This window comes from Streptococcus sp. SM3, assembly GCF_027497875.1.
This window is the reverse complement of the sequence record NZ_JAJNSA010000041.1, coordinates 1-19,450: the sequence shown is the minus strand read 5'-3', so window position 1 is coordinate 19,450 and position 19,450 is coordinate 1. Positions and strand designations below refer to the sequence as shown.

General features: G+C 40.4%; 17 protein-coding genes. 7 read left to right on the top strand and 10 right to left on the bottom strand.

Going from position 1 to position 19,450, the window contains the following annotated elements; genetic code table 11:
• The 4 genes from PAN06_RS07615 to dtd all read left to right on the top strand — a co-directional run.
• Window positions 1-334, top strand: a 334-nt coding sequence (locus PAN06_RS07615; protein ID WP_269795986.1) for a helix-turn-helix domain-containing protein, incomplete at its 5' end; no start/stop codon positions are given.
• 112 nt (window positions 335-446) lie between these two features.
• The gene (gene ugpC / locus PAN06_RS07610; protein ID WP_269795985.1) at window positions 447-1,577 is read left to right on the top strand and encodes a sn-glycerol-3-phosphate ABC transporter ATP-binding protein UgpC; all 1,131 of its coding nucleotides are present in this window, start codon (window positions 447-449) and stop codon (window positions 1,575-1,577) included.
• Between the two features lie 133 nt (window positions 1,578-1,710).
• Complete coding sequence (locus tag PAN06_RS07605; RefSeq protein WP_269795984.1) at window positions 1,711-3,933, top strand: bifunctional (p)ppGpp synthetase/guanosine-3',5'-bis(diphosphate) 3'-pyrophosphohydrolase; 2,223 nt, start codon at window positions 1,711-1,713, stop codon at window positions 3,931-3,933.
• Window positions 3,934-3,962: 29 nt separating this feature from the next.
• Window positions 3,963-4,406 carry a D-aminoacyl-tRNA deacylase gene (gene dtd / locus PAN06_RS07600; protein ID WP_223330257.1) on the top strand — a complete coding sequence of 148 codons (444 nt, stop codon included), beginning with the start codon at window positions 3,963-3,965 and terminating at the stop codon, window positions 4,404-4,406.
• A 38-nt stretch (window positions 4,407-4,444) separates the two neighbouring features.
• On the opposite strand, the gene PAN06_RS07595 is transcribed toward dtd, so the two are convergent.
• The 9 genes from PAN06_RS07595 to PAN06_RS07560 all read right to left on the bottom strand — a co-directional run bounded on the left by PAN06_RS07595 (window position 4,445) and on the right by PAN06_RS07560 (window position 10,121).
• A complete protein-coding gene (locus PAN06_RS07595) occupies window positions 4,445-4,858 on the bottom strand; it encodes a hypothetical protein (protein WP_269795983.1) in 414 nt (137 codons plus the stop codon).
• An 18-nt stretch (window positions 4,859-4,876) separates the two neighbouring features.
• On the bottom strand, window positions 4,877-5,290 hold the full coding sequence (locus PAN06_RS07590) for a hypothetical protein (RefSeq protein ID WP_269795982.1): 414 nt from the start codon (window positions 5,288-5,290) through the stop codon (window positions 4,877-4,879).
• A 129-nt stretch (window positions 5,291-5,419) separates the two neighbouring features.
• On the bottom strand, window positions 5,420-6,127 hold the full coding sequence (locus PAN06_RS07585; protein ID WP_004263086.1) for a nicotinamide mononucleotide transporter: 708 nt from the start codon (window positions 6,125-6,127) through the stop codon (window positions 5,420-5,422).
• Entirely contained in the window at window positions 6,084-6,266 is a 183-nt protein-coding gene (locus PAN06_RS14395; RefSeq protein WP_042898761.1) for a hypothetical protein, read from the bottom strand. The genes PAN06_RS07585 and PAN06_RS14395 overlap by 44 nt, the downstream gene beginning before the upstream one ends.
• On the bottom strand, window positions 6,247-6,897 hold the full coding sequence (locus tag PAN06_RS07580) for a metal-dependent transcriptional regulator (RefSeq protein ID WP_004263083.1): 651 nt from the start codon (window positions 6,895-6,897) through the stop codon (window positions 6,247-6,249). The genes PAN06_RS14395 and PAN06_RS07580 overlap by 20 nt, the downstream gene beginning before the upstream one ends.
• Before the next feature lie 78 nt (window positions 6,898-6,975).
• Window positions 6,976-7,470: a thiol peroxidase gene (gene tpx, locus PAN06_RS07575; protein WP_033682328.1), complete on the bottom strand. Its 495-nt coding sequence runs from the start codon at window positions 7,468-7,470 to the stop codon at window positions 6,976-6,978.
• Between the two features lie 122 nt (window positions 7,471-7,592).
• Window positions 7,593-8,522 carry a metal ABC transporter substrate-binding lipoprotein/adhesin PsaA gene (gene psaA / locus PAN06_RS07570; protein ID WP_000733076.1) on the bottom strand — a complete coding sequence of 310 codons (930 nt, stop codon included), beginning with the start codon at window positions 8,520-8,522 and terminating at the stop codon, window positions 7,593-7,595.
• A 31-nt stretch (window positions 8,523-8,553) separates the two neighbouring features.
• Window positions 8,554-9,402, bottom strand: coding sequence for a metal ABC transporter permease (locus PAN06_RS07565; RefSeq protein ID WP_004263061.1), 849 nt, complete (start codon window positions 9,400-9,402; stop codon window positions 8,554-8,556).
• The gene (locus PAN06_RS07560) at window positions 9,399-10,121 is read right to left on the bottom strand and encodes a metal ABC transporter ATP-binding protein (protein WP_125867308.1); all 723 of its coding nucleotides are present in this window, start codon (window positions 10,119-10,121) and stop codon (window positions 9,399-9,401) included. The genes PAN06_RS07565 and PAN06_RS07560 overlap by 4 nt, the downstream gene beginning before the upstream one ends.
• 179 nt (window positions 10,122-10,300) lie before the next feature.
• On the opposite strand from PAN06_RS07560, the gene pepO reads away from it, so the two are divergent.
• Both pepO and PAN06_RS07550 read left to right on the top strand, forming a co-directional pair.
• Window positions 10,301-12,193, top strand: coding sequence for an endopeptidase PepO (gene pepO / locus PAN06_RS07555; protein WP_004263057.1), 1,893 nt, complete (start codon window positions 10,301-10,303; stop codon window positions 12,191-12,193).
• Window positions 12,194-12,244: 51 nt separating this feature from the next.
• Window positions 12,245-13,009 (top strand): hypothetical protein, encoded by a 765-nt coding sequence (locus tag PAN06_RS07550; protein ID WP_004263052.1) that lies wholly within the window; start codon window positions 12,245-12,247, stop codon window positions 13,007-13,009.
• A 106-nt stretch (window positions 13,010-13,115) separates the two neighbouring features.
• Here PAN06_RS07550 and PAN06_RS07545 read toward each other — a convergent pair whose 3' ends face one another.
• A complete protein-coding gene (locus PAN06_RS07545) occupies window positions 13,116-13,745 on the bottom strand; it encodes an MBL fold metallo-hydrolase (protein WP_004263048.1) in 630 nt (209 codons plus the stop codon).
• A 602-nt stretch (window positions 13,746-14,347) separates the two neighbouring features.
• Here PAN06_RS07545 and PAN06_RS07540 point away from each other — a divergent pair.
• Window positions 14,348-19,450: GEVED domain-containing protein (locus tag PAN06_RS07540; protein WP_269795981.1), on the top strand; the 5,103-nt coding region annotated here is incomplete at its 3' end.

Below are 19,450 nucleotides of genomic sequence, written 5' to 3'. Positions count from 1 at the left end.
CGATTTGTTTAAGACTTGGTGGCGTCATGGTCACCAAGGTGTTCATACCTTTTCTCAGCTTTATCTTTGGAGTATGGGAGAAAGGCTCGTGGACTTGAAGGCAATAAAGGAGTGTCTACACCAGATGATTTTGGATCAAGACCAGATTCAGGAGATTGTTCTCTCTCTTTGGGAAAATAGTGCTGTTCTCACTAAAACAGCCCAGCAACTCTATCTGCACCGCAATTCTCTCCAATACAAGATTGATAAATGGGAAGAATTGACAGGGCTTCAGTTGAAGGAATTGACTGACCTGACCTTGTGTTATCAGTTGATTTTACCAGATATTTTATAAAGTTTTGTGCAAGTTGCACAGAACTTTTTTATTTTTTTGGTCACCTTGCCATAGAAAAGTAAAGCGTTTTCATCTATAATAAAACTATCAAAAGACAAAAGGAGTTCACCTCATGGTAGAATTGAATCTTAAAAACATTTACAAAAAATATCCAAATAGCGAACACTACTCAGTTGAAGACTTCAACTTGGACATCAAAGACAAAGAATTTATCGTTTTCGTAGGTCCTTCAGGATGTGGTAAATCAACAACTCTTCGTATGATTGCTGGTCTTGAAGACATCACAGAAGGTACTGCATCTATCGATGGCGTGGTTGTCAACGACGTAGCTCCAAAAGACCGTGATATCGCCATGGTATTCCAAAACTACGCTCTTTACCCACACATGACTGTTTATGACAACATGGCTTTCGGTTTGAAATTGCGTAAATACAGCAAAGAAGACATCGACAAACGTGTGCAAGAAGCAGCAGCAATCCTTGGTTTGAAAGAATTCTTGGATCGTAAACCAGCTGACCTTTCAGGTGGTCAACGTCAACGTGTTGCCATGGGTCGTGCCATTGTCCGTGATGCAAAAGTGTTCTTGATGGACGAACCTTTGTCAAACTTGGATGCGAAACTTCGTGTATCCATGCGTGCTGAAATCGCTAAAATCCACCGTCGTATCGGAGCTACAACTATCTACGTAACTCACGACCAAACAGAAGCGATGACACTTGCAGACCGTATCGTTATCATGTCAGCTACTAAAAACCCTGCTGGTACTGGTACTATCGGACGTGTAGAACAAATCGGTACTCCTCAAGAAGTTTACAAAAACCCAGTTAACAAATTCGTAGCAGGATTCATCGGAAGCCCAGCTATGAACTTCATCAACGTAAAATTGATCGGTGACCACATCGTTGGTGACGCCTTTAACTTGAAAGTTCCAGAAGGTGCTTTGAAAGTTCTTCGCGATAAAGGTTACGAAGGTAAAGAATTGATCTTCGGTATCCGTCCAGAAGACGTGAACGCAGAACCTGCTTTCCTTGAAACATTCCCAGAATCAGTTGTGAAAGCAACTATCTCTGTATCAGAATTGCTTGGTTCAGAATCTCACCTATACTGCCAAGTTGGTAAAGATGAATTCGTTGCTAAAGTTGATGCTCGTGACTACTTGCAAACAGGTGCAACAGTTGAACTTGGATTTGACTTGAACAAAGCACACTTCTTCGATGTAGAAACTGAAAAAACAGTTTACTAAGATAAACGAAACTCAAAACACTGCTAGAAATCTGGCAGTGTTTTTTTGAGATGTGGATTGATTGAGAGGGAATTTTCTAGTTTTCATATTCTTAAAAAAGTGATAAAATGGTAGGAAGAATTGGAGAGTAGAGATGCCAAAAGAAGTGAATTTAACAGGCGAAGAAGTTGTCGCTTTAACAAAAGAATATTTAAAGGAAGAGGATGTCCATTTTGTCCATAAGGCCTTGGTCTATGCGGTGGAATGCCATAGTGGTCAATACCGCAAATCAGGTGAGCCTTATATCATCCACCCCATCCAAGTGGCAGGTATTTTAGCTAAGCTCAAATTGGATGCTGTAACGGTAGCTTGTGGTTTCTTGCATGATGTAGTAGAAGATACAGATGCGACCTTGGACGATTTGGAAAGAGAGTTTGGCCCTGATGTGCGGGTAATCGTTGATGGGGTTACCAAGCTTGGTAAGGTCGAGTACAAATCAATCGAGGAACAATTAGCGGAAAATCATCGCAAGATGCTCATGGCCATGTCTGAGGACATCCGTGTTATCTTGGTCAAACTGTCTGACCGCTTGCACAATATGCGGACCCTGAAACACCTTCGAAAAGATAAGCAGGAGCGTATTTCCAAAGAAACCATGGAAATATATGCCCCACTTGCCCACCGTTTGGGGATTTCCAGTGTCAAATGGGAATTAGAGGACCTATCTTTCCGTTATCTCAATCCAACGGAGTTTTACAAGATTACTCATATGATGAAGGAAAAGCGCAGAGAGCGTGAAGTCTTGGTGGATGAGGTAGTCACAAAATTAGAGGAATATACGACAGTTCGTCATCTAAATGGGAAGATTTACGGTCGTCCCAAGCATATTTACTCGATTTTCCGCAAAATGCAGGATAAGAGAAAGCGTTTTGAGGAAATCTATGACCTGATTGCCATTCGTTGTATTTTGGATACCCAAAGTGATGTTTATGCCATGCTTGGTTATGTGCATGAACTCTGGAAACCAATGCCAGGTCGTTTCAAAGACTATATCGCTAACCGCAAGGCCAATGGTTATCAGTCTATCCATACGACTGTCTATGGACCAAAAGGACCGATTGAATTCCAGATTCGGACCAAGGAAATGCACGAGGTGGCAGAGTACGGGGTTGCGGCTCACTGGGCTTATAAGAAAGGTATTAAGGGGCAGGTCAACAGCAAGGAATCAGCCATTGGAATGAACTGGATCAAGGAGATGATGGAACTCCAAGATCAGGCTGATGATGCTAAGGAATTTGTCGATTCAGTTAAGGAAAACTATCTGGCTGAGGAGATTTATGTCTTTACTCCAGATGGAGCTGTCCGTTCCCTTCCAAAAGATTCAGGACCGATTGACTTTGCCTATGAAATCCATACAAAAGTCGGGGAAAAAGCAACTGGTGCCAAGGTCAATGGTCGTATGGTTCCACTGACAACCAAGCTCAAGACAGGGGATCAGGTTGAAATTGTCACCAACCCTAACTCCTTTGGGCCAAGCCGTGATTGGCTCAATATGGTCAAGACCAGCAAGGCCCGCAACAAGATTCGTCAGTTCTTTAAAAACCAAGATAAGGAATTGTCTGTCAACAAGGGTCGTGAAATGCTGATGGCCCAGTTCCAAGAAAATGGCTATGTGGCCAATAAATTCATGGACAAGCGCCATATGGACCAAGTTCTGCAAAAGACCAGCTACAAGACAGAAGAATCTCTCTTTGCGGCCATTGGTTTTGGCGAAATCGGTGCTATTACTGTCTTTAACCGTCTGACTGAAAAAGAACGCCGTGAAGAAGAACGTGCCAAGGCTAAGGCGGAAGCAGAAGAACTTGTCAAAGGTGGCGAGGTCAAGGTTGAGAACAAAGAAACCCTCAAGGTCAAGCATGAGGGTGGAGTGGTCATTGAAGGTGCCTCAGGTCTCCTAGTGCGGATTGCTAAGTGTTGTAATCCTGTTCCTGGTGATGATATTGTCGGCTACATTACCAAGGGTCGTGGTGTAGCTATTCACCGTGTGGACTGTATGAACCTGCGTGCCCAAGAAAACTACGAGCAACGTCTCCTTGATGTGGAGTGGGAAGATCAGTATTCAAACTCAAATAAGGAGTATATGGCTCATATCGATATCTATGGTCTCAACCGTACAGGACTGTTGAACGATGTACTGCAAGTTCTTTCAAACACAACCAAGAATATCTCGACAGTCAACGCCCAACCAACCAAGGATATGAAGTTTGCTAATATCCATGTATCCTTTGGCATTGCCAACCTCTCGACACTGACTTCGGTCGTGGACAAGATTAAGAGTGTGCCAGAAGTCTATTCTGTAAAACGGACCAACGGCTAATTGCCCTAGCTCTTACTAGAAAGGCTATTATGAAAATCATTATCCAACGGGTTACAAAAGCCCAAGTGAGTATCGAAGGTCAGGTTCAGGGAAAAATCAATCAGGGGCTCCTATTGCTGGTTGGTGTTGGACCAGAGGACCAAGAGGAAGATTTGGACTATGCTGTGAGGAAGCTTGTCAACATGCGGATTTTTTCAGACGCAGAAGGCAAGATGAACCTGTCTGTCAAAGATATTGAAGGACAAATCCTTTCTATTTCTCAGTTTACCCTCTTTGCAGACACTAAGAAAGGCAATCGTCCAGCCTTTACAGGTGCAGCCAAGCCTGATATGGCATCAGACTTCTATGACGCTTTCAATCAAAAATTAGCGCAAGAAGTGCCCGTTCAGACAGGTATCTTTGGTGCGGACATGCAGGTTGAGCTGGTCAATGACGGACCAGTCACCATTATCCTTGATACGAAAAATAGATAAGAAAGACCAAGCCCAGCCGGCTTGGTCTTTCTTATCTATTACAAAATACTCCAAAATGAAATCTGTTTCTGATAGGCCTTGGGGAAATCTCTTTTCAGGCTTTGGCTTATGCGATAGGAAGGGATGAGATGACCTATGATTAGGAGAGTTCCCTGAAGGAAAAGTGGGATACCCCTTAAAAACAGCAAGGAGAGAATCATCAGGATATCCCATAGGAGGATTTGTAAGGTAAAACCCCAGAATCTTGGTCTAATCTGGGAATAGAGGTGACTAAAGTGGTCACAAAGTTGGTTGGAAAGATAGGTCAATAGCACAGGATGAAAGAAAATGAGCCAACCGCTATAAATCAAAATCCAATCCCAAGTAAGTCCCCCTTTAAATGTCAAAAATGCCAGCATAATTCCATCGATGACAAGGAGTTGAATGGTTTTGATGTAGATGATTTTCTTCATGATAAAACCTCCTTTTCCTTAGAGACACTCCCATAAAGAGATATGTTTGTCGTAAAAGTCTGGATAGTTTTCTCTTAGGTGGCCAGCTGTCTTATAATAAAAAGTAGAATGGCAAGCAGTGATGATTGGCATAAGAGATGAAAAACGATGAGAACTAACGAAGGCTAAAAGGACAAAAAATAGAAAATCAATGGAGAGAACCCCTAAATAGTAGAAGCGAATCTTTTTATTGATTTGAGGATAAATCTCAGTGAATTGATGTTTGAGTTGGACAAGCAAGCGAAATAACAGGAGTCCTTGAGTAAGGAGGAAAATAAAACCAGAGAGCAAGAGCCACTCCAAAGATGTCTCGGGTCTAGTGCTAAAAAATGCAAATAGTAGCAAATCGATGACTGCAATTGCTATAAAATGGATTCTAAAGAGATTTTTCATAAGATGACCTCCCTCTTTTATCTAGCTTCATTCTACTCCAAAAGAATGGGAGTTACAAGTAAAATGATAAAAATAGCAGAAGGGAGATTCTCTTAAGTCGACTTGTTTTTTTATTTAAGTTTTCTTCTATTACCTAACTTCTTCATCATTCCAGACAAATAAAGCTCCGATTGCATTGAGGATATAAAAGATGTATTTTCCGATATTGGCAAAGTTTCCTTGAATACCAGCTTTTGTCAGCTGAACGAAATTGTAAATCAACCAGAAGCCCCACTGAGTTGTTAGTTTCAATGCGTTAAAAGCATTGGCAATGAGGGACAGTGCAAAGGCAATAGTTGTTACGTAGGCAAGGAGATTCATCTTGCCCCCATATCCGATATAGTTTGTCACAAAGGCAAAGAGGAAGGCGATGATTGAAATGATGATGGCCGCCAATTTTACCTGTTTTTGGCTCATTTGGTTGGGTCTGCCTTCTTGCGAAGCTTCCCATTTCTTAATAGCAAAGGTATAAATGAGGAAGGTGACGGGATAGGTGATAATAGCCGCCTTATTTCCAAGGATATAATCAATAGCACCGGACAAAATGGTATTAACAATACCAAAGTAATTTCCCCATTTGCTTAATTTTCCCGTGAAACGAGTGGATAACATGGAAATCCCAACGTTGGTTACGGAAATCAATCCAAAGGGTACAAGTGCTGTCCATGGTCCCCAGTCTACAAATTTATCGAGGCGGGAGTTGAGGTAACCAGATGCAATCGCAATCCCAACGACCAAAGCAACGCCGAAGAGATCAAACCATTTGGATGTCGCAAAAATTTTTAGTGATTTTTTCATAGGTTAAACTATCTTTCTTTTTTTTTACAAATATTCTACAACTAAATGAAAGTAAAATCAAATGATAGAAATAAAACCCTGAAAATAAAACTTTCAGGGTTGGTAGGGTGCTTGAGAAATTAGTCGATTTTTTCGACATAGAGTTGTTTGGCAATGTCCATACTTACTTGTAAATCCTCGTTTTTACTGAGGATAGTGAAGGTATTGCTAAAGCCATCAAACTGCTGGACTTGGAGTTGGTCACCGATGTGAAGTGAGTGCTTGTCCAGATAATGGAGAATGTCAAAACTATCGTGCACCCGAGTCAGGCGGTAGGCGCCAGCTTCCTTGATGTCAGCTAGTGGCAGGTTATTGATTTCAACTAAGAGTTCTCCCTTGGCAGGAATAGTTCCTCCGTGAGGGCAGGTCTTGGGGAATCCAAGTAATTTTTCTAGTCTCTCCACGAATAAATCAGAGACAGTGTGTTCCAAGACTTCAGCTTCCTCGTGAATCTGGTCACTCGTATAGTCTAAATGATGGACTAGAAAAACTTCAATCAAACGGTGCTTACGATAGAGCTCAGAGACCAGTTTGAGGCCGATGTCAGTCAGTAGATAGCCGCATTCCTTGTCCTTGAGGATGAGGTTTTCGCTCTTCATCCGTTTAATCATTTCAGTTACGGCAGGGGGAGAGACTTGCATACGAGCCGCAATTTCCTTGTTGGTAATCTTATGCAAATCTATGCCAATTTCATAAATACACTTTAGATAATCTTCTTTATTCGGGGTCATTCGTTTCCTCTTGTCTAATATCTTTATCTAGTATATCAAAAAAAGCTAGATTTCTCTAGCTATCTGCCACAATGGCTTCTAATTTAGTTCTTTAGCAGCTGCAATTGCGGCTTCGAAGTTTGGTTCAGAGTTGATATTGTCCACGTATTCAACGTAGCGAATAGTATTGTCAGTATCGAGGACAAAAACTGCGCGTGCCAATAGGTGCCACTCATTGATTAAGAGGGCATAATCACGTCCAAAGGAATGGTCGAAATAGTCTGAGAGCATGATGGCATTTTCAATGCCTTCAGCACCACACCAACGTTTTTGGGCAAATGGTAGGTCCATAGAAACAGTCAATACGACTGTGTTGTCCAGTCCAGCCAGTTCTTCATTAAAACGACGCGTTTGAGTTGAGCAGATGCCTGTATCGATAGAAGGCACGACACTCAAGACTTTTTTCTTTCCATCAAAATCAGCCAGAGATTTTTTAGAAAGGTCTGTTGTAGTAAGTGAAAAATCAAGTGCCTTGTCGCCGACTTGTAGTTGTTTACCTGTAAAGCTCACAGGATTTCCGAGAAAAGTTACCATAGGATACTCCAATCTTTTTTCTTCCATTTTAGCTGAAACAGTCGGAATTTTCCAATGATTTGACCGGAAATATGGGCATAGAAAAAACGCCAGCTCATGAGAGAATGACGTTTTTCAGAGTATTATTTTGCCAATCCTTCAGCAATCTTGTCAAGGTTGTATTTCATCATGTTGTAGTAACTGTCGCCTTCTTTACCTTGTTCTGCGATAGAGTCAGTAAAGATTTGTGCGTAGATTGGGATGTTTGTATCTTGTGAAACAGTCTTCATTGGACGGTCATCCACACTTGATTCTACAAAGAGGGAAGGAGTTTTTGTTTGGCGAAGTTTTTCAACCAAGGTCTTGATTTGGTCAGGAGTTCCTTCTTCTTCAGTATTAATTTCCCAAATATAGGCACTTGGGACACCGTAGGCTTTAGAGAAGTATTTGAAGCATCCTTCGCTGGTTACAATGAGTTTTTTCTCAGCAGGGATGTTGTTAAATTTCTCCTTAGCTTCCTTGTCAAGTTTGTCTAGCTTATCAGTATATTCTTTGAGATTTTTTTCGTAGAATTCCTTGTTGCTAGGGTCTTTAGCGCTCAATTGTTTTGCGATGTTTTTAGCAAAAATCATCCCATTTTCAAGGTTGAGCCAAGCGTGTGGGTCTTCTTTGCCTTTTTCGTTTTGGCCTTCAAGGTAGATAACATCAACGCCTTCGCTGACTGCAAAGTAGTCTTTGTTTTCAGTTTTCTTGGCATTTTCTACCAATTTTGTAAACCAAGCATTGCCACCTGTTTCAAGGTTGATACCGTTGTAGAAAATCAAATCAGCTTGAGATGTTTTCTTAACGTCTTCAGGGAGTGGTTCGTATTCGTGTGGGTCTTGACCAACAGGAACGATACTGTGAAGATCAATCTTGTCACCAGCAATATTTTTAGTAATATCAGCGATGATTGAGTTTGTAGCAACAACTTTTAGTTTTTGACCAGAAGCTGCATCTTTTTTTCCACTTGCACATGCTACAAGAGCAATGACGGAAAGAAAGAGAACGAGTAATGTACCTAATTTTTTCATTAGATCCTCCAATTTATTGGGGTTTTGCCCCTTATTTTAACAAATGTTTATTTTTCAGTTTCAAATATCGTTGTTTTGGAGCGATAAAGAAGCTAATTAGAAAGAAACTAGCAGCTGTAAGCACGATACTAGAACCTGCCGCAACGTTAAAGCTATAGCCGATAAAGAGTCCCAAAACTGAAGCTGTAGCTCCAAAGGTTGAGGAAAGGAAAATCATGCTTTTCAGGCTATTAGCATACAGATAAGCAGTTGCAGCTGGGGTAATCAGCATGGCTACAATCAGGATAGTTCCGACACTTTGCATGGCTGTCACAGACACAAGAGTCAGGAGTACCATGAGAAGGTAGTGATAGAAATTGACAGGCATTCCCATGGCTTTAGCCAAGAGTTCATCAAAGGAAGTGATCAAGAGTTGCTTGAAGAAAATCCAGATTAACAAGAGAATGACTGCCCCAACACCCATAGTAATAAACATATCCGTATCTTGGACGGCCAAGATATTACCAAAAAGGATATGGAAAAGGTCAGTTGAACTTTTAGCGACACTAATCAAGATGATACCGAGGGCTAAGAAAGAAGAAAAGGTAATGCCGATGGCGGTATCGCTTTTGATAATCGAGTTCCCCTTGATGTAGGTAATGATGATAGCAGCTAGCAATCCAAAGACAATGGCTCCGATAAAGAAGTCAAGGCCCAAGATGAAGGAGAGGGCTACACCTGGTAAGACAGCATGTGAAATAGCATCTCCCATGAGTGACATCCCGCGTAGAATGATGAAACATCCCACAGCTCCAGCTACGATCCCGACGACAATAGCTGTTATCAAGGCATTTTGTAGGAAATGGAATTTTTGCAATCCATCGATAAATTCTGCAATCATAGGTCACCTCCATTGAAAAAGAGTCGATTACCGTAAGCTTCTTTGAGATTGGTTTCGGTAAAGGTTTCTTTGGTCGGACCAAAGGCGATCACTTCTCGATTGACAAGTAAGACTTGATCGAAGTAGTGGGGAACCTTGCTGAGATCGTGGTGGACGATGAGAACCGTCTTCCCAGCTTTTTTCAAATCTCTCAGCGTATTCATGATGATTTCCTCACTGACAGAGTCAATCCCAACAAAGGGTTCATCCAAGAGGATATAATCGGCTTCCTGCACCAAGCATCTGGCAATCAAGACCCGCTGGAATTGACCTCCAGACAGTTGACTGATTTGCCGTTCTGCGTAGTCAGCTAGGCCGATGATTTCAAGGGCTTCCTCTACTTTTTTCCAATGTTTAGCGTTTAAACTGCGAAAGAGAGGGATAGAGGGAAAGAGTCCTAGCGAGACGCATTCCTTGACCTTGATGGGAAAGTTGTAGTCGATATTGATTTTTTGTTCGACATAGGCAATTCGGTGTAAGGATTTTTTAACTTCCTTGTCATCGAGAAATGCCTGACCTTGATGTGGGATAATTCCCAGCATACCTTTTAATAATGTTGATTTTCCGGCACCGTTTGGACCAATGATTCCGGTAATTGTTGGTCCTTGGAGCACTAGTGAAATATCCTTAAGTGCCAACGTTTCTTTGTAGGAGACACTGAGGTTTTCGATACGTATCATAAACTTATATTCCTCCTAACTCTTAATATACCTTAAAAAAAAAATTAAGTCAAGTTAATTTTTGAAAAATTTAAAATAATAACTGAAAAATGATGAAAAAGGAAAGTCCATTTTTAATTGCATTCCCAAGCAATTTTTGTTAAGCTAGCAATAACTTAAAAAATGAAAGCGAGAACAAGATGACACGTTATCAAGATGATTTTTATGATGCAATCAATGGAGAATGGCAGAAGACAGCTGAAATCCCAGCAGATAAGTCTCAAACAGGAGGTTTTGTTGATTTAGACCAGGAAATTGAAGACTTGATGTTGGCGACAACAGACAAGTGGTTGGCAGGAGAAGAGGTGCCTGAGGATCCTATCTTGGCAAACTTTGTCAAATACCACCGCCTAGTTCGTGATTTTGATAAGAGAGAAGCTGACGGTATCACACCTGTCTTACCACTCCTTAAAGAATTCCAAGAGTTGGAGACTTTTGCGGATTTTACAGCTAGACTAGCAGAGTTTGAACTTGCAGGAAAACCTAACTTCCTTCCTTTTGGTGTATCGCCAGACTTTATGGATGCAAGAATCAATGTTCTATGGGCCAGTGCTCCAAGCACGATCCTGCCAGATACGACCTACTATGCAGAAGACCATCCTCAGCGCGAAGAGCTCTTGACTCTTTGGAAAGAAAGCAGCGCAAATCTTCTCAAGGCTTATGATTTCTCTGATGCAGAAATTGAAGACTTGCTAGAGAAAAGACTTGAATTGGATCGCCGAATTGCAGCAGTGGTGCTTTCTAATGAAGAAAGTTCAGAGTATGCTAAACTTTACCATCCATATGATTACGAAGATTTCAAGAAATTTGCGCCTGCCCTACCTTTGGATGACTTCTTCCAAGCCGTTCTTGGACAAGTACCAGACAAGGTTATCGTAGACGAGGAACGTTTCTGGCAAGCAGCAGACCAATTCTATAGTGAAGAGGCTTGGCCTCTCCTCAAGGCAACCTTAATTTTAAGTGTTGTGAATCTCTCAACCAGCTATTTAACAGAAGAAATTCGTGTCTTGTCAGGTGCCTATAGCCGTGCGCTTTCAGGAGTTCCAGAAGCCAAAGACAAGGTCAAGGCAGCCTACCAGCTAGCACAAGGTCCTTTCAAACAAGCCTTGGGTCTCTGGTATGCCCATGAAAAATTCTCTCCAGAGGCCAAGGCAGATGTGGAGAAAAAAGTGGCAACCATGATTGATGTCTATAAGGAACGCTTGGCTAAAAATGACTGGCTAACTCCTGAAACTCGTGACAAGGCCATCGTCAAACTCAATGTTATCAAGCCTTACATCGGTTACCCAGAAGAATTGCCAGAACGCTACAAGGACAAGGTAGTGGATGAAAATGCTAGTCTTTTTGACAATGCTCTAGCCTTTGCGCGTGTAGAAATCAAGCACAGTTGGAGCAAGTGGAACCAGCCTGTAGACTACAAGGAATGGGGCATGCCTGCTCATATGGTCAATGCCTACTACAATCCACAGAAGAACTTGATTGTCTTCCCAGCAGCCATTTTACAGGCTCCTTTCTATGACTTGCATCAGTCATCTTCTGCTAACTACGGTGGTATTGGGGCGGTTATTGCCCATGAAATTTCCCACGCCTTTGACACCAACGGAGCTTCCTTTGATGAAAATGGTAGTCTCAAGGATTGGTGGACAGAGAGTGACTATGCTGCCTTCAAGGAGAAAACACAAAAAGTCATTGACCAATTTGATGGACAGGATTCTTATGGAGCAACCATCAACGGCAAATTGACTGTCTCAGAAAACGTGGCTGACTTGGGAGGAATCGCTGCAGCACTTGAAGCAGCCAAGAGAGAACTAGACTTCTCAGCAGAAGAATTCTTCTACAACTTTGGTCGTATTTGGCGCATGAAAGGTCGTCCAGAATTTATGAAACTCTTGGCTAGCGTCGATGTGCACGCACCAGCGAAACTCCGTGTCAATGTACAAGTACCAAACTTTGATGATTTCTTTACAACCTATGATGTCAAAGAAGGCGACGGTATGTGGCGTTCACCAGAAGAGCGCGTCATTATTTGGTAATGAATCGAAGATAATGGTAAAATTTTCAAAGAATGGGATAAAGAGATTAATATGAAGAAATTTTTAATGATATTTTCAGTTATTCTTACTATTTTTGTTTTAGCATCTTGTGGTGCAAACAAAAAAGATGAAAAAATAGAACCTTCGGCAACACAATCATCTTCTACCAAAGAGGAACAGAAGGAAAGCTCTACGAAGTCAGAGAGCCAAACTAGTACAAGTTCTTCAATGGCAACGCCGTCAACAACAATGGAAACGAAAAGCGAAACAGGAAAAGATTTGTACAAGGAAGTAATAGAGCGGTACAATCACTATCAGGCACTTTTAAGTAGTGGCGACCGAGAATCCTTGTATGAAAAGTTGAAACAGAACAAGATTTTTTCTGAAGAGTATGGCTATATCTTTACACTAAGCACCTACGATAAACCAGCTAGTCTTCATTATGTGTTTGCTGATTTAAATAAGGATGGTCAGGATGAATTGATTATTGGAGATAAAAAATATATAGGGGCCATTTACTATTTAGAGAATAAACAACCCAAGTTGCTCCATACAGCTTATGTAGCTTCTGCAGGTGGTTTTCGTTCCAGTTTAGTTATCTATGAAAATGGTCAAGTCAGATATGCAGACTGGCAGTCAACACGACCAGAAATGAACTTAAGTCTATATGCTTTTGATAAAGACGGAGTACAGAAGATTAAAGAAGGAATCTTTCAAATAGGTAGTGATCAAAAGCCAGAGCAAATCTTAGGGATTTCTTCTAATGAACTTGATTTAGCTAAATTTGAATGGAAAGAATTTCAGCCAGTCAACTAGTATTCGATGAAATTCAATACTAGACTAGATTCTAAAATCAAAGAATGGAGAATTGAATAGCAGTACACAAAAACCAAGGATAAAAAATTCCTTGGTTTTTTGCTAGCTAGAAAAAAGGATTGAAGGTCTTTTCGTGAGCAATAGTAGTAGCTGGACCATGCCCTGGATAGACGTCATAGTTTGGCAGGGTGAAGAGTTGGGTCTGGATGCTATGAAGGAGTTGCTCCATGCTACCAGTAGGAAGGTCGGTCCGTCCGATTGTTTCTCGGAAAAGAGCATCCCCTGTTAAGACTAGGTGAGCATCAGGAAAGACGATAGAAACACCACCGATAGAGTGACCAGGAGTTGGCAAGACAGTAAAACGAAATTCCTCCAGTTGGTATTCTTCATGAAAGGCAAAGGTGTGCTCTGCAGGTTTTGCGACCACATCTGTCATATCATCGTGGCGAGGAAGTCCAGAGAGATTGTCGGCAGGAGTGTAGAGCCAGCTGGCTTCACTCTCTGCGATATAGACAGGAGGATTTCCAAAAGTCTCGCGAACTAGGTCTAAACTCATGATATGGTCATAATGGGCGTGGGTCAAGAGAATAGCACAGATAGGTTTGTTGATGTTCTCTATTGTCTGACGAATAGCTTCCCAATGGCTACCAGGGTCGACAACGATGAGGTATTTTTCACCTTCCAGGTAATAGGTGTTTTCATAGGCAACAGGATTCACAGTTTTATGGATTTTCATACTAGCTCCAATCTCAAAGAATGTACTAAATTAAGTATAGCACAGTTAGGGGGAATAAAGTAGACAGAAAGTTTTTCTTTATAGAAGGTTACTTGCTATCTATTTCATTCTGTCTAAAATAGAGATAGCTATTTTTAGAGTTATGAACTAGCTAGAGCTTTTAATTGACTGGGATTTAAAATAAAGCTAATGAGCTGGAGAGTGAATTAATGAAACAAGTAAATTGTACTCTGTATTAGAAGGAAGTTTGTAAAAAAGGAAATAAAATATACATGTATAGTTAATATAAATTAATATACTAATGAAGCGAAGATATAGTATGTGACCTATAACAGCTTGGTACATCTGCTTATACAAGTTAAAGAGTCTGAAAATCATTTTATTTTCGGAAAATATTTATTTTAAATTTAGAATAAAAAATACGCCATCTTATTTGCTATGGACTAAAAAATGTGATATCATAATGATGTATGTTGTAGACAACTTTATGATATAAAAAAATACTTCTAACATCATTTGTTCTATCTGGGGTTAGCTGCGAGTTTTCGATATCAACAACTTGTAAATCAACATCAAAATAAAAAAGGAGGTTGTGGGTCTAAATGAAGGGCAAGCAACAACAAGATTTTAGAGTAGAAAAGTACATCCGTTATGGTATCCGGAAATATAGCTTTGGAGCAGCATCGGTAGCAATTGCAGCTGGTTTGATGTTCCTTGGAAATGGTGCGGTATCAGCAACGGAAGTTCAAGGTGCTGAAGCATCAGTAGCAGCAACTGCTACCCCAGCAAATCAAGCGGATTCTAATAAAGAGAAGGAAGCCGTTAAGCCAGAAACTAAAGTAGAAGAAGCGAAACCTGAAGTTAAAGTACAGGAAACTAAGAAAGTAAATAAAGCTGTCCTTGAAGCAAGTATTGCTACTTTGGAGTCTAAACTTTCAACTGCTAAATATGCAGATGCTACAGTAGTGAGCTCAGCTAAGGAAGTATTGGCAGCAGCTAAAGCAACTCTTGCAAAAGCAGATGCTAGTCAAGCTGATGTAGATGCTCAAGCAGAAACTGTATCAGCATTAAGTACTGTAGTTACTGAATCAAATACTGCTGGTTTTGATAAGCAACAAGCGGCTAAAAAAGAAGCTGTGAAAGCTGAAGCTGAAAAGAAAGCAACTCCAGCTGAAAAAGCTCTTTCAGTAGCAAGAACAACTCTGACACAAGTATCATCAGAAGCTGAAGTAACCAACAAATTGGCTGAAACTGAGCTTGCTAAGGCAGATGTCAAAGAAGAAAACAAGGCAGCAGTTACAGCAGCGGTAGCTAAAAACCAAGCAGTACTGACTGAAACTAAGGCTCTTCTTGCTGATAAGAGTGTCACAAAAGAGCAAGTAGATGCACAATTGGAACGACTTAATGAATCAATCCTTGCAGTTTACAATGAATTGAAAAACGCAGAAATCGGCCGTGACGGTAAGTTTGCAGTTAACTTGGCAGAGGCTCAAACAACAGCACTTAAAGATGCTTCTACTGAAACAGGGGAAAAATGGTTAGAAGATCATGGTTATTCTTCATTATCAGATATAAAAGTTAGAACTAAAGAAAATAACTTAAAAGAAATTAAAGACTTAAATGACCAAATCCAATGGTTAGACTTTGGAGATACGAGTGCATGGACAGGATTAAACGCAAATAATCAGCTTCAAATTGGTTCTACATATACAAAAGAATTGATTCCTGGTTACATTGTTACGATGAAAGTTAAAGAACTGAAACCGTTCGAATCAACTGAAATATTCAAAAACCGTGTAGCGGGAACTGATTTAGAAAGTTCTTATCAACCGGATAAAGAAAATAAATTTAACCCAGATAATGGAGCAACAGGACTTGGAGCGAATCCTCAAAATAGATGGACACACGTTGCTAATTCTGGTATAACAACTGGTAGAGCTAAAACAACAATCGCAGGAACAAACCCTGCAGGACAGCCTAAAAATGGTCAAGCAGCTGGGGTTAAATTCGATGTAACAGCGACTTATAATGGTAAACCTGTAAAACCTGGTATTGTTATGACATCTGGGGAAGATATTGGGCCTCTTGAGTCTGAGATTTATACGACAGATGGTACTCCATGGGACTTAGCTTCAATTGTTGGATATGGTTCTAATAAAAATGCCTATAAGCCTCTTGATCAATTTAAAGATATGAATGGTGGTAAAACTGCTATCCTTAAATGGCAAGATGAAAAATTCTATAATGCTCTAAGTGGTAAAAAATTTGCGACTCCTGATGCAGCTACTGCAGGTCTAGGTTCACAAGTGTTTGGAGGTTACATAAATCAAAACGGATCTGGAACTCCAGTGTTATCTACGGCAAACGTAACTGAAGTAGGATTTTATATCATGTCTTCTGGACAACAGTCTTCTATGATTGGTATTAAGTTCTCAGACTTTGGAGATCTTCCAGAATCTTATGGAATGGCTGAACACTACTTAAGAACTCAATCTATTGATTATGATACAAAAGCAATTAAACAAATTCAACAACCATACTTAGGTAAAGTTAAAGCGGATATCGACTCTGCACCAGGTACAAGAGTACGTGGAATAGGTTCTGATGATGCAACAGAAACTGGGGATGAAGGTGTAGATCAACTTATTGCTCCAGAAAATGTACATATTAACAAAGATACGGGTCGTCCAGAAGTACAATTAGTTAGAGGGCCAGAAAATACTTATAAAGTTAAAGTTAGAGCTTCAGCTAATGGTAATGATAATTATACAGGTACAGTTGCACCAGCTTATGTGCGTGGATTTATTGATTTCAACGGAAACGGTAAATTTGATAAAGGTGAAGAATCTAATATTGCTACAGTAACAGGAAATGATCAAACAGTAGAATTAACATTTACAAACACTCAAGTAATCGACACTACTAAAGATGTAGTAAACTTCCGTGTTCGTATCGCAAAAGATGAAGCTCAAGTAGAAAAAGCTGTAGGAATTGCATACTCAGGGGAAGTAGAAGATAACCAAATCCAAGTAATTCACCCACCACGTGGAGATAAAGAAGAAACTACGGGTAAACAAGGTGAAACTCAATCAGTAGGTATCGAATTCAGAACACGTCCATTAGGTGACGATGCATCTGACCTAGGTTCTAACAATGGTAAAACTACATTCAACTCATACGGTAAAATTCAGTATACTGAACAAAGTAATGTAATCAGTGCTGAAACTACTAAGAAAGTTCAATCTGAAGGTGTAATGATTGTTAATCCAGACGGAACATTAACAAAAACTTACACTAAAGCAGGTCAAGGTACATATACAGTAACAGATGATAAGATTACATTTACTCCAGAAGCTAACTTCGTAGGTAAAGCTGATGGTGTCGTATTACGTGCAGTAGACTCAAATGGTCAATCAACTGGATGGACTGCATTAACAGCTCAAAATGGACTTGAAAACATCAATGATGGAACTCACTCAGCAGGAGCTACAAAAACTATGGATGCTGTTTATATTCCAACAGTAACTCCAAAAGAAATCACTGCAGATCCTGAAACATCAACAGATGTACAAGGTAAAGAACAGAAGAAAACTCCAACATTCAAAACAGAAGGTGATTCAGCTACACCAGTAACACCAAGTGCTACTTACCCAGCTAAATTAGTAGATCCAAAAACTGGCGCTAAAGTGGATTCTGTAACGGTTGATGGAGAAGGAACTTACACAATCAACCCAACAACAGGTGAAGTAACATTCCAACCACTTCCAACATTTACAGGAACAGCTTCAGGTGTTGACGTAACATTAACAGCACCAGTAGGTCAAGATAAAGATGGTCAACCAGTAACAGCGACAGCTACTACAAAATACACTCCAACAGTAACTGCTGTAGAACCAACAGCTAAACCAGCAGACTCTGCAGGAGTACAAGGTGAGACTCAAAAAGGAACTCCTACATTCACAGCAGGAAATGCAGAAGTACCAATTAAAGAAAACTCTGTAAAACTATTAAATCCAGATGGAACAGAAGCAACTGGACCAGTAGATGCTTTAGATGAAAAAGGTAATAAAGTAGGGGAATACACAGTAGACCCAGCTACAGGTGAAGTAACATTCACACCAACAGACAAATCTTACACTGGTAAAGTAACACCAGCTAAAGTTCAAGCTGAAGATAAAAATGGAACTAAAGTAAATACTACTTACACGCCACACATCGTAGGTGTAACACCAACAGCAACACCAGCAGAATCTTCAGGTATCCAAGGACAACCACAAGATGGAACTGTATCATTTGCACCTGGTGAAACAACAGTAGAAGGTAAGAAAAAATCAGTACCAATCAAAGCTAACTCAGCGGTTCTACTTGATGCTTCAGGTAACCCAGTAGCACCAGGTACTCCAGTAGATGCTTTGGATCCAGAAGGAAACAAAGTAGGGGAATACACAATTGACCCAGCTACGAACAAAGTAACCTTCACACCAACGAATAAAGAATACAAAGGTAAAGTACAACCAGCAAAAGTTCAAGCAGAAGACGAAAACGGAACTAAAGTAAACACAACTTACACTCCAACTATCGTAGGTGTAACACCAACTGCAGAACCAGCTGAAACAACTGATGTACAAGGTGTTGAACAATCTAAAGAAGTAACATTCAAACCTGGTAAAGCAACTGTTAACGGTGTTGAAAAAGAAGTACCACTTGACCCTAATTCATTTACATTATTAGGTGAAGATGGACAACCAGCAGAATCAGTACCAGCTAAAAACCCAGCAGGAGATGTTATCGGTACATATACACTTAAAGTTGTAGACGGTAAAGCAACTGCGGTATTTACACCAACTGATAAAACATATGCAGGAGAAGTACAACCAGTTACTATCCGAGCTAAAGATACAAATGGAACTCCAGTAACAACAACTTACACTCCAAACATCACTCCAGTAGAACCAACAGGAAAACCAACAAAAACTGAAGGTGCACAAGGACAACCACAAGAAGGAACTCCAACATTCACACCAGGTGATGCTAAAGTTCCTATGAAGATCGATGCTGAACAACCAGCTAAATTAATTGATCCAGCTACTGGACAACCAACTGACGAAACAACAATTCCAGCAAAAGACGCTAATGGAAAAGAAGTTGGTACATACACAATCGATCCAACAACAGGTAAAGTAACATTCACACCAAATAAAGACTTTACGGGTACTCCAGTACCAGCTACAGTTCAAGCGAAAGATGCGAATGGAACTCCAACAACAGCAACTTACACACCGACTGTTAAACCAGTAACACCAAAAGGTGTAGATACATTCACAAAAGATATTCAAGGAGCAGAACAAAAAGGAACTCCTGAATTCAAACCTGGTAAAGTAACAATCGATGGAAAAGAAGTAGAAGTACCTATCGATACTAAAGAGCCAGCTAAACTAATCGATCCAAAAACTGGTCAACCAGTAGACTCAGTAACAATTGATGGAGAAGGAACTTACACAGTAGATCCAGAAACTGGAGAAGTAACATTCACTCCAGATAAACAATTCACAGGTAAAGGAACACCAATCAAAGTTCAACGTAAAGATACAAACGGAACACCTGTAACAGCTGACTATACAGCGGTAGTAGTACCTGCTGACCCAGAAGGAGACGATGTAACAACAGCGGATATTCAAGGTGCAGAACAAAGTGGAACACCTGTA

Bases quoted from the DNA above. Each gene is read 5' to 3' on its own strand.
- ugpC (WP_269795985.1), top strand. From the start codon at position 447: ATGGTAGAATTGAATCTTAAAAACATTTACAAAAAATATCCAAATAGC.
- PAN06_RS07605 (WP_269795984.1), top strand. From the start codon at position 1,711: ATGCCAAAAGAAGTGAATTTAACAGGCGAAGAAGTTGTCGCTTTAACA.
- dtd (WP_223330257.1), top strand. From the start codon at position 3,963: ATGAAAATCATTATCCAACGGGTTACAAAAGCCCAAGTGAGTATCGAA.
- PAN06_RS07595 (WP_269795983.1), bottom strand. From the start codon at position 4,858: ATGAAGAAAATCATCTACATCAAAACCATTCAACTCCTTGTCATCGAT.
- PAN06_RS07590 (WP_269795982.1), bottom strand. From the start codon at position 5,290: ATGAAAAATCTCTTTAGAATCCATTTTATAGCAATTGCAGTCATCGAT.
- PAN06_RS07585 (WP_004263086.1), bottom strand. From the start codon at position 6,127: ATGAAAAAATCACTAAAAATTTTTGCGACATCCAAATGGTTTGATCTC.
- PAN06_RS14395 (WP_042898761.1), bottom strand. From the start codon at position 6,266: ATGTCGAAAAAATCGACTAATTTCTCAAGCACCCTACCAACCCTGAAA.
- PAN06_RS07580 (WP_004263083.1), bottom strand. From the start codon at position 6,897: ATGACCCCGAATAAAGAAGATTATCTAAAGTGTATTTATGAAATTGGC.
- tpx (WP_033682328.1), bottom strand. From the start codon at position 7,470: ATGGTAACTTTTCTCGGAAATCCTGTGAGCTTTACAGGTAAACAACTA.
- psaA (WP_000733076.1), bottom strand. From the start codon at position 8,522: ATGAAAAAATTAGGTACATTACTCGTTCTCTTTCTTTCCGTCATTGCT.
- PAN06_RS07565 (WP_004263061.1), bottom strand. From the start codon at position 9,402: ATGATTGCAGAATTTATCGATGGATTGCAAAAATTCCATTTCCTACAA.
- PAN06_RS07560 (WP_125867308.1), bottom strand. From the start codon at position 10,121: ATGATACGTATCGAAAACCTCAGTGTCTCCTACAAAGAAACGTTGGCA.
- pepO (WP_004263057.1), top strand. From the start codon at position 10,301: ATGACACGTTATCAAGATGATTTTTATGATGCAATCAATGGAGAATGG.
- PAN06_RS07550 (WP_004263052.1), top strand. From the start codon at position 12,245: ATGAAGAAATTTTTAATGATATTTTCAGTTATTCTTACTATTTTTGTT.
- PAN06_RS07545 (WP_004263048.1), bottom strand. From the start codon at position 13,745: ATGAAAATCCATAAAACTGTGAATCCTGTTGCCTATGAAAACACCTAT.